The organism is Weissella sp. DD23 (assembly GCF_001579105.1).
Classification (GTDB): domain Bacteria; phylum Bacillota; class Bacilli; order Lactobacillales; family Lactobacillaceae; genus Weissella; species Weissella cibaria.
Genome location: NZ_KQ970392.1, coordinates 331,474 through 339,475 on the forward strand (window position 1 = coordinate 331,474; position 8,002 = coordinate 339,475).

Genomic DNA, 8,002 nt, shown 5'->3' on the forward strand with positions numbered 1-8,002 from the left:
TGGGTCTGACAACGACTGATATCGAAGCAGTGTTCGGGGATGTGGATGCCCGCAAGTTGCAAGCAGCTTGGACTCTGTTTGAAGCAGTGGCCACTGATAAGACACCATTTGTGACTGGTTTGGATCGTTACTTTGATGGCGAACGCCACTCCGCTACGCTAGCTGAAATTTAAATAAACGCTAAAAGACTGCTGGTATATCTGGCGGTCTTTTTTGTTCGGAAGTGTTTCATGTTCATCAACCTAACGGAAAGTTATGTTCGTTATTTAAGCGGGAGCCTGGCGATAAGCCAACCATGTCAAGCGGTTTTTGAAATTCGAAAGCGAACATTCGTGAAAATTGTCCGGTTTATCGTTTGGTAACGGCGCTTGCAAAATCGGCAAAAGCGCGTAAACTAAATCGAGTTAAAAATAGTTTTTGAGGTGAGTTGGATGTCGCAATTAACGTTTGTATATGGCACGATGGCTTCGGGAAAGTCCATCGAAATCTTGAAAGTGGCACACAACTATAAAATCCAAGGCCGTCGCCCATTGTTATTGACGTCGGCACTGGATGATCGCACAAAGATTGGCGAAGTATCCTCGCGTATCGGGTTGCGTGAGACAGCTGGCATCATTCATGATACGGATGATTTAATGGCGTTAGTCACGTCGGCTGATAAGTTGCCAGATATCGTCCTGGTTGATGAAGCACAATTCATGACGCGCCAACAGGTCATTCAGTTGGCAAATGTGGTCGATGATTTGGACATTCCTGTCATGGCGTTTGGCTTGAAAAATGATTTTTCAAATCGGCTCTTTCCAGGGTCTGAAGCATTGCTGATTTTTGCTGATAAGTTACAAGAAATGAAGACGTTGGATTCGTTTGGCACTAAGAAAGCGACGATGAATTTACGTATTCACGATGGTAAGCCAGTGTATGAAGGGGAGCAAATCGAAATTGGGGGCGATGAGGCTTATTTACCAGTTTCGCGCTATCACTATTTTCATCCAGATGAGCAAGCTTTGGCGGAACGGTTCGGTAAGTAGGGGGATATGATGAAACAGGGAATGACAACATACGTGGTTCGTGATCAATTAGGCACGCATTTTTACGAAACGAATACCATTAGTAATGCTGAAATGTTTGCGCGGGCGCATTCAAATAATGTGCACCGTATGAGCGTTGTTGAGCGCAAAGTTTACTAAGCTGACCAGCACTGTTCTGTTATTCCGGCCAAAATTATCCGAAATGGCACAGAAACTAGTATAATAATCACATTAAGTAAGTGATTAGGAGCAAAAGCATGTTAAAGAATCCGTGGCTCAAGATTATCTTGGCAATTGGTTTTGAAGATGGTTGGGTTGTGGGTATTAAACATGCGCACACCCCATTGATGTGGGTTGCAACGCTAATTGCATTAGGATTGTCAATGTTACTGTTTTTAACAGCTAGCGAACAACTCCCGGTTGGCACCGCCTACGCAGTATTTGTCGGCCTTGGTACCGTGGCAACGGTGGTGACCGGCTGGGTCGCATTTGGTGATGGTATGACAATCGCGGAATTAGTTTTCTTGGTCATTTTATTAGGCGGCATTATTGGTCTGAAATTATTGGCGGAGGAAAAGGCGTAATGGCATGGGTATTTTTAGTCTTAGCAGGCTTGATGGAAGTGTCAGGTGTCATCATGATTAATGAGTGGCAGAAACGACGCGCCTGGTGGGCCGCTACTGGTATGGCGGTAGGCGGGGCACTTAGCATTGGCTTACTCACGCTGGCCTTGCGTGATATTTCGATGGGTACCGGATATGCAATCTGGACCGGAATTGGGGCCGCTGGTGGGACAATTGCCGGCATGTTGCTGTACAACGAGTCCCGTGATTGGAAGCGCATTTTGTTTATTAGTATGATTATTATCGGAGCTGTTGGCTTGAAGTTAACGACGGGTCGCGGTTAACTAATTTAAAAAATAACGAATAACGTTGAAGTACCGGTATGACTGCTTTTTAGGGGTCATGCCGGTACTTTTTGTTAGGTGCGTCAAAAAATAAGGGTTTACAAATTATTCATGAGAACTGTATGATGGCTGTGTTAAATAAATAATCAATAAATCTTCGGGGCAGGGTGAAATTCCCGACCGACGGTGATGGCGTATGCCTCAGTCCGTGACCTGGGTTGTGATTAAGCAATCCGGTTGATGCAGTGTGAATCTGCAACCGACAGTAAAGTCTGGATGGGAGAAGATATCAAAATTTATCGCGTTAGTGGCTTATTTTTTTGGCCCCTTTACGCAGTTTTTTCGATACCCAAAACGAGGTGTCAGACCGATCAAAGCCTGATCGGTCCTGGCAACAGCCCCAAGTTTGCTGATATAGCAGACTTGGGGCTTTTTTACTACCCGGAGTAGTTAGGGGAAACATGGATGATTTAACAATGATGCAGTTGGCGTATCAAGCCGCGCAACAAGCTGATCCGGCCGCAACGTGGGAAAACCCGCGGGTTGGGGCGGTTATAGTGAAGGATGGCGCCGTTATCGCGACAGGGTACCATCACCAATTTGGTCATCAGCATGCGGAGGTCGCGGCGATGAATCAGGTGGAACATCAGGCGGATCTGGTTGGGGCCACGATGTATGTCACGTTAGAACCGTGTGCGCACATCGGTAAGGTCGGTGCTTGTGCAGATGCACTCGTGGCGGCGAAGTTGGGGCGGGTTGTAATTGGGCAAGGCGATCCTAATCCGCACGTCAGTGGCCGTGGTGTTGCCAAATTACAGCAGGCTGGTATCGCAGTCACACTGCTTAACCAGCAAGGTAGTACGGCACTAAACCCAGCCTTTCATCATTTTTTTGAAACGCAACGGCCCTATGTCACGCTGAAGTTAGCACAAAGCATCGATGGGTTTATTGCTGCCAAACGGGGACAAGCCACTAAATTAACTGATGACCAAGCGAATGTGGCGATTCATCAGCAACGTGCCCAAATGAGTGCCATTATGGTTGGCAGCGAGACGGCCTTAACTGATGCACCACAACTGACCGTGCGCCATGTCCCAATCACACACCAACAACCGTGGCGCGTGATTGTCGATCGGCGGGGGCGCTTGCAACATCATCCGGCCTTTTTTGATGATCGGACGTTGATTTATACGACAAACACCACGTTTGCCCAGCAGGTGCCACAAGCGGTGTCTTTCGACGGTGAACTAGACACGTTGTTGGATGATTTGGGACAACGTGGCATCCAATCATTGCTGGTTGAAGGCGGCGGAGCGCTAGTGCGTGCCTTTCTAGCGACTAATCTCTGGCAACGTTTTGATATTTACCAAACGGACGCTGTGTTAGGAACTGGCATTAAAGGCGTGGTGGGCAATCAGGGCCCCGTTGCAACACAGACACGTGTTGGTAATGCGCTACATCAAGTCATTTACAGGGAGGCGAAGTAATGTTTACAGGAATCGTATCTGAAGTTGGGCAAGTGGTCGCCTTGACTAAGCGAAATGAAAAAGAACGCCGTTTAGCGATTAAAACAGCATCTGCTTATTTTGCAGACGCAAAACTAGGCGACAGTATCATGGTGGACGGCGTTTGTTTGACGATTACGACATATAACGATCACGAGGCCACTTTTGATGTCATGGTGCCAACAATGGCTGTCACCCGGATGCAAGACTATCAGGTTGGTGAAGTCGTTAACTTAGAGCAAGCCATACGGGCAGGTGATCGGTTTGATGGTCATTTTGTGTTAGGGCATGTTGATGGGACTGGAACGATTACAACAATGTCACAAACTGACGAAACAGTCTATTTAACGATTACTCCGGCAGACCAGGGGCTGATGCACCAAATTGTTACGAAAGGGTCAATTGCGGTCAATGGTGTGAGCTTGACGGTCGTGACGGCTAGTGCGACGGCGTTTGTGATTGCGTTAATTCCGCATACCTTAACGCATACGATGTTGCGTACTGTTCAAACCGGTGACGTCGTTAATTTGGAAACTGATGTATTAGCGAAGTATTTGACGAAGGAGTAAACAAAATGAATCAAGAAATCCGACAGCGTGTCGAGCGCGCAATTACGGCGCTTAAACAAGGCCAATTGATTATTTTAACGGACGATGCCCAGCGTGAGCATGAGGGCGATTTAGTGGGGTTAGCCTCATTTGCAACAACTGAAAACGTTAACCGGGCTTTACGCGTTGGGCGTGGCGTGTTGTGCGCACCGATGTCTGCCGAACGAGCGGCACAATTACAACTCCCGCAAATGGTCGCAACTAATACGGAAAAATTTGGGACGCAGTTCACGGTGAGCGTTGACCATAAAGGGACGACAACGGGTGTATCTTCGGTCGATCGGGCGCAGACATTGCGGGAATTAGCAAATCTGTCAGCGCAATCAACAGATTTTGAACGCCCAGGCCACATTTTTCCGTTAGTTGCCGTTCCTGATGGCGTGTTAGCACGAGCTGGTCACACGGAAGCAGCCGTTGATTTGGCTAAGTTGGCAGGGGTACCACCAGTCGCCTTTATTATAGAAATTCTAGACGCAGATGGTCGGATGGCACGTGAAACGGCGTTGGCTGATGTGGCATCATCGGAAAAATTAGTGACATTGACGATTGCGGAACTGATTGCGTACCGCCAAGCGTTAGTGGAACGACCAAATCGGATGGGGCCAACGATTAAGCTGCCAAGCGCGTACGGCGAATTTCGTGTAACGGATTATACAGTGGCTGGCCGTGAACCGGATTTGTTAATTCAAAGTACTGTGACGACAGATGAAGTGCCATTAGTTAGATTGCACTCCGAGTGTCTAACCGGTGAGGTGTTGGGGTCATACCGATGCGAATGTGGGCCACAACTACACGAAGCGCTCCACCAGATTGATCAGCAGGGTGGCGCCGTTGTTTACCTGCGTCAAGAAGGGCGTGGTATTGGACTCGCTGAAAAGTTGCGTACCTATGTGTTGCAAGAAAATGGCTATGATACGTTCCAAGCGAACGAACACCTCGGCCATCAACCTGATGAACGCGATTATGCCCAGGCTGCCCAAATCTTAAAAGATGCTGGTTATCAAAAAGTACGTTTATTGACGAATAATCCAGCCAAAATTGATGATTTAGCCAAGCACGGAATTGAAGTGGTTGAGCGCGTGCCATTGATTGTCGGCGTTAATGAAGTCAATGCCGGATACATGGCCACGAAGCGCGATAAGTTTTCACACATGATTTAAAAGGAGTAAATTCAGATGACAACAGTTACAGGAACGCTAACGAAGCACGAAGGACGTCATATTGCCATTGTGATGAGTCGATTTAATACGCTAATCACTGACCCACTGCTAGCGGGGGCAAAAGAGGCATTGACGATGCATGGGGTGCACATGGCAAATATCGATGTTTACATCGTGCCCGGCGCATTTGAAATTCCACTAGTAGCCGAGAAAGTGGCGAACACCGCTAAGTATGATGGCATTGTCACGCTGGGCGCCGTTATTCGTGGTGAGACTGATCATTACGATTTGGTGATTAATGGGGCAATGACTGGAATTGCCCAAGTTGGCTTGAAGACTGGTGTACCAACGGTATTTGGTGTGTTAACTGCTGATACACTTGAGCAAGCACAACATCGCGCTGGGGGTAAGGCCGGTAACAAGGGGAGCGAAGTTGCGTTGGCATTACTCGAGTTATTGGCAGTTGTTGATGCTATCTAGTGCACGTACCTTTTTCTGAAATGACTCTTTTGTGTTGCCAAACGATATTAGATAACGTATAGTATTGTGTGTTGGTTAATAAGAGTTATTTTTGAGGGGATGTACAATGCTTGCTAAATTACAAGAACGTTATGGTCTAACAAGTTTTACGCTAAAAGTGATCGGTATTATTTTGATGGTCTCGGACCACATTCACCAGATGTTTGCATACGTTGGTGCACCGGAATGGATGACAATGCTTGGCCGCGTGGTCGCGCCGATTTTCCTGTTTTTGGCAGCGGAAGGGTTCCATTACACACACAGTCGGATTGGCTATATGCGTAACCTTCTGATTGGGTTTTGGATTACCAGCGTGATGGAAGTTATCTTGCAAACGCAATTGCCAAATGAACACGTTGTATTGATGAATGCAATTTTCGGCACGCTGTTTTTGGGCGTGATGGTGATGTGGATTTGGGATGGCTTGAAGCACCCGATTGCGAATAAGAAGGCCTTTGCCTGGAGCATGTTGGGGATTATTTATTTAATTGGGTCAACGGCTTTAATGGCTGTGATGCTGAGCTTTGCAGCAACAGGAAACGTCTTGCCAATGCGGATTTATATGGTGGCGGTACCGAATTTGATGAATATTGAGGGTGGCGTCGTATTCTTGCTGTTGGCATTGATTTTCCACATTTTCCGGGAAAAGCGAGCTGTGGCCTTATTGTTGTATACTGCCTTTAGTTTGTGGATGCTTTTCCAAAGTGCACAACATGGTTTCTCAGATATCCAGTGGATGATGATCTTTGCGGTGCCACTACTGGCGTTGTATAACGGTAAGCAAGGACGCAAGGATAAGTGGTTCTTCTACATTTTCTATCCAAGTCACTTGGCAGTGTTGTATATTATTTCGACCGTGTTCTTCAATAAGTAGAAAATTAAAAAAAGAGGTTGAGACGGATAATGACGTCTCAACCTCTTTTACTTACTCGAATAATGATTTGTACTCACCGTAACCAGACTTTTCAAGGTCGGCGACGGGTACAAAACGCATCGCAGCTGAATTGATGCAGTAGCGCAGACCGCCGGCAGCCATTGGGCCATCAGTGAAGACGTGGCCGAGGTGCGAGTCGGCATCAGCAGATTTCACTTCGGTCCGGAACATACCGTGCGAGGTGTCGAGGTGGCGCTTCACCCGCTTTTTTTCAATGGGTTTGGTAAAAGAAGGCCAACCACAACCAGCGTCGTACTTGTCAGTTGAGCTAAACAAGGGTTCACCGCTAACGACATCAACGTAAATCCCGTCATCAAACCAAGCGTCATATTGGTTGTTAAAGGGTGCCTCGGTCGCCGCTTCCTGCGTTACAGCATATTGTTCGGGGGTCAAACGATTTCGTAGTTCATCTTGATCATATTTAGGCATAATGTTCACGCTCCTTTGGTGCCAATTCTACTGGTTTGCTGGGAGGATGCAAGTCTTGTAATATGAAGAAATGACAACTGACAAATTAGAATTTCTCTAATCATTTGTAAGAAAATTGAGTTAGCGGTACTATCAGAGTACTGATTAACGGAAAGTGGGTGTGGATGAGATGATTGAGTTTCGACATATTTCGAAGATTTACCAAGGCCAAGCGGCGGTAAATGATTTGAATTTGACGATTGATGCAGGTGAACTATTCGTCTTAGTTGGGCCAAGTGGTAGTGGGAAAACAACGGCCTTAAAGTTGATTAATCGTTTGGTGGAGCCGACAGATGGCGATACCAATGTGCGTGGCACACGGGCAATTGACTATAAATTAGAAGATCTCCGTGGTGGCATTGGATACGTGCTACAGAATTCGGCGTTGTTTCCGAACATGACGATTTTTCAAAATGCTGGGATTCAGCTTGAAGCTAGCGGGGTCACATTGGCTGACCGGCAAACGCGGGTGAATGAGCTGTTGGACCGGGTCGGATTAGACCATACAAATTATGCGCAACGCATGCCAAATGAATTATCTGGTGGTGAGCAACAACGGGTCGGCATTGTCCGGGCGTTAGCGGCCGAACCAGATATTATTTTAATGGATGAACCGTTCAGTGCATTAGACCCTTTGTCACGACGCTCTTTGCAAGATTTGGTGCTAGAATTGCACGCAGATTTAGGGACGACGATTTTGTTTGTGACCCACGACATGGGTGAGGCGCTACGTTTGGGAAATCGCATTGGTGTCATGTATGATGGTGTGTTGCAACAAGTCGGATCACCACAAGAAATTACGACACATCCCGCAAACGAATTGGTGGAAACGTTGTTTAGTGAACGACGCATTGCACTTATTCAAGACGTCTT

Annotated in this window: 12 protein-coding genes and 1 riboswitch; of the genes, 11 read left to right on the plus strand and 1 reads right to left on the minus strand. The window is 47.0% G+C overall.

What is annotated here, in order from left to right:
- Positions 1 to 5 precede the first annotated feature (5 nt).
- From WEIDD23_RS12730 to WEIDD23_RS05920, 10 genes are all read left to right on the plus strand, one after another.
- Positions 6 to 173, plus strand: a complete 168-nt coding sequence (locus WEIDD23_RS12730; RefSeq protein ID WP_082778315.1) for a DUF1810 family protein — start codon at positions 6 to 8, stop codon at positions 171 to 173.
- A 258-nt stretch (positions 174 to 431) separates the two neighbouring features.
- Entirely contained in the window at positions 432 to 1,028 is a 597-nt protein-coding gene (locus tag WEIDD23_RS05885; protein WP_010371288.1) for a thymidine kinase, read from the plus strand.
- Positions 1,029 to 1,034: 6 nt separating this feature from the next.
- Complete coding sequence (locus WEIDD23_RS13045) at positions 1,035 to 1,187, plus strand: hypothetical protein (protein WP_153280279.1); 153 nt, start codon at positions 1,035 to 1,037, stop codon at positions 1,185 to 1,187.
- A gap of 98 nt (positions 1,188 to 1,285) precedes the next feature.
- Positions 1,286 to 1,612 (plus strand): DMT family transporter, encoded by a 327-nt coding sequence (locus WEIDD23_RS05890; RefSeq protein WP_010371283.1) that lies wholly within the window; start codon positions 1,286 to 1,288, stop codon positions 1,610 to 1,612.
- Positions 1,612 to 1,935, plus strand: coding sequence for a DMT family transporter (locus WEIDD23_RS05895; protein WP_010371280.1), 324 nt, complete (start codon positions 1,612 to 1,614; stop codon positions 1,933 to 1,935). The genes WEIDD23_RS05890 and WEIDD23_RS05895 overlap by 1 nt, the downstream gene beginning before the upstream one ends.
- A gap of 149 nt (positions 1,936 to 2,084) precedes the next feature.
- Positions 2,085 to 2,227, plus strand: a riboswitch (FMN riboswitch).
- 169 nt (positions 2,228 to 2,396) lie between these two features.
- Positions 2,397 to 3,422, plus strand: coding sequence for a bifunctional diaminohydroxyphosphoribosylaminopyrimidine deaminase/5-amino-6-(5-phosphoribosylamino)uracil reductase RibD (ribD, locus tag WEIDD23_RS05900; protein ID WP_062358836.1), 1,026 nt, complete (start codon positions 2,397 to 2,399; stop codon positions 3,420 to 3,422).
- On the plus strand, positions 3,422 to 4,009 hold the full coding sequence (locus WEIDD23_RS05905; protein WP_010371279.1) for a riboflavin synthase: 588 nt from the start codon (positions 3,422 to 3,424) through the stop codon (positions 4,007 to 4,009). The genes ribD and WEIDD23_RS05905 overlap by 1 nt, the downstream gene beginning before the upstream one ends.
- 5 nt (positions 4,010 to 4,014) lie before the next feature.
- Positions 4,015 to 5,208, plus strand: a complete 1,194-nt coding sequence (locus WEIDD23_RS05910) for a bifunctional 3,4-dihydroxy-2-butanone-4-phosphate synthase/GTP cyclohydrolase II (protein WP_010371276.1) — start codon at positions 4,015 to 4,017, stop codon at positions 5,206 to 5,208.
- A 15-nt stretch (positions 5,209 to 5,223) separates the two neighbouring features.
- Positions 5,224 to 5,688 carry a 6,7-dimethyl-8-ribityllumazine synthase gene (ribH, locus tag WEIDD23_RS05915; protein ID WP_010371275.1) on the plus strand — a complete coding sequence of 155 codons (465 nt, stop codon included), beginning with the start codon at positions 5,224 to 5,226 and terminating at the stop codon, positions 5,686 to 5,688.
- Positions 5,689 to 5,794: 106 nt separating this feature from the next.
- Positions 5,795 to 6,601, plus strand: a complete 807-nt coding sequence (locus WEIDD23_RS05920; RefSeq protein ID WP_010371272.1) for a TraX family protein — start codon at positions 5,795 to 5,797, stop codon at positions 6,599 to 6,601.
- Positions 6,602 to 6,652: 51 nt separating this feature from the next.
- Here WEIDD23_RS05920 and msrB read toward each other — a convergent pair whose 3' ends face one another.
- Positions 6,653 to 7,090: a peptide-methionine (R)-S-oxide reductase MsrB gene (gene msrB, locus WEIDD23_RS05925; RefSeq protein WP_062358837.1), complete on the minus strand. Its 438-nt coding sequence runs from the start codon at positions 7,088 to 7,090 to the stop codon at positions 6,653 to 6,655.
- A gap of 169 nt (positions 7,091 to 7,259) precedes the next feature.
- On the opposite strand from msrB, the gene WEIDD23_RS05930 reads away from it, so the two are divergent.
- Positions 7,260 to 8,002: ATP-binding cassette domain-containing protein (locus WEIDD23_RS05930; RefSeq protein ID WP_062358838.1), on the plus strand; the 743-nt coding region annotated here is incomplete at its 3' end.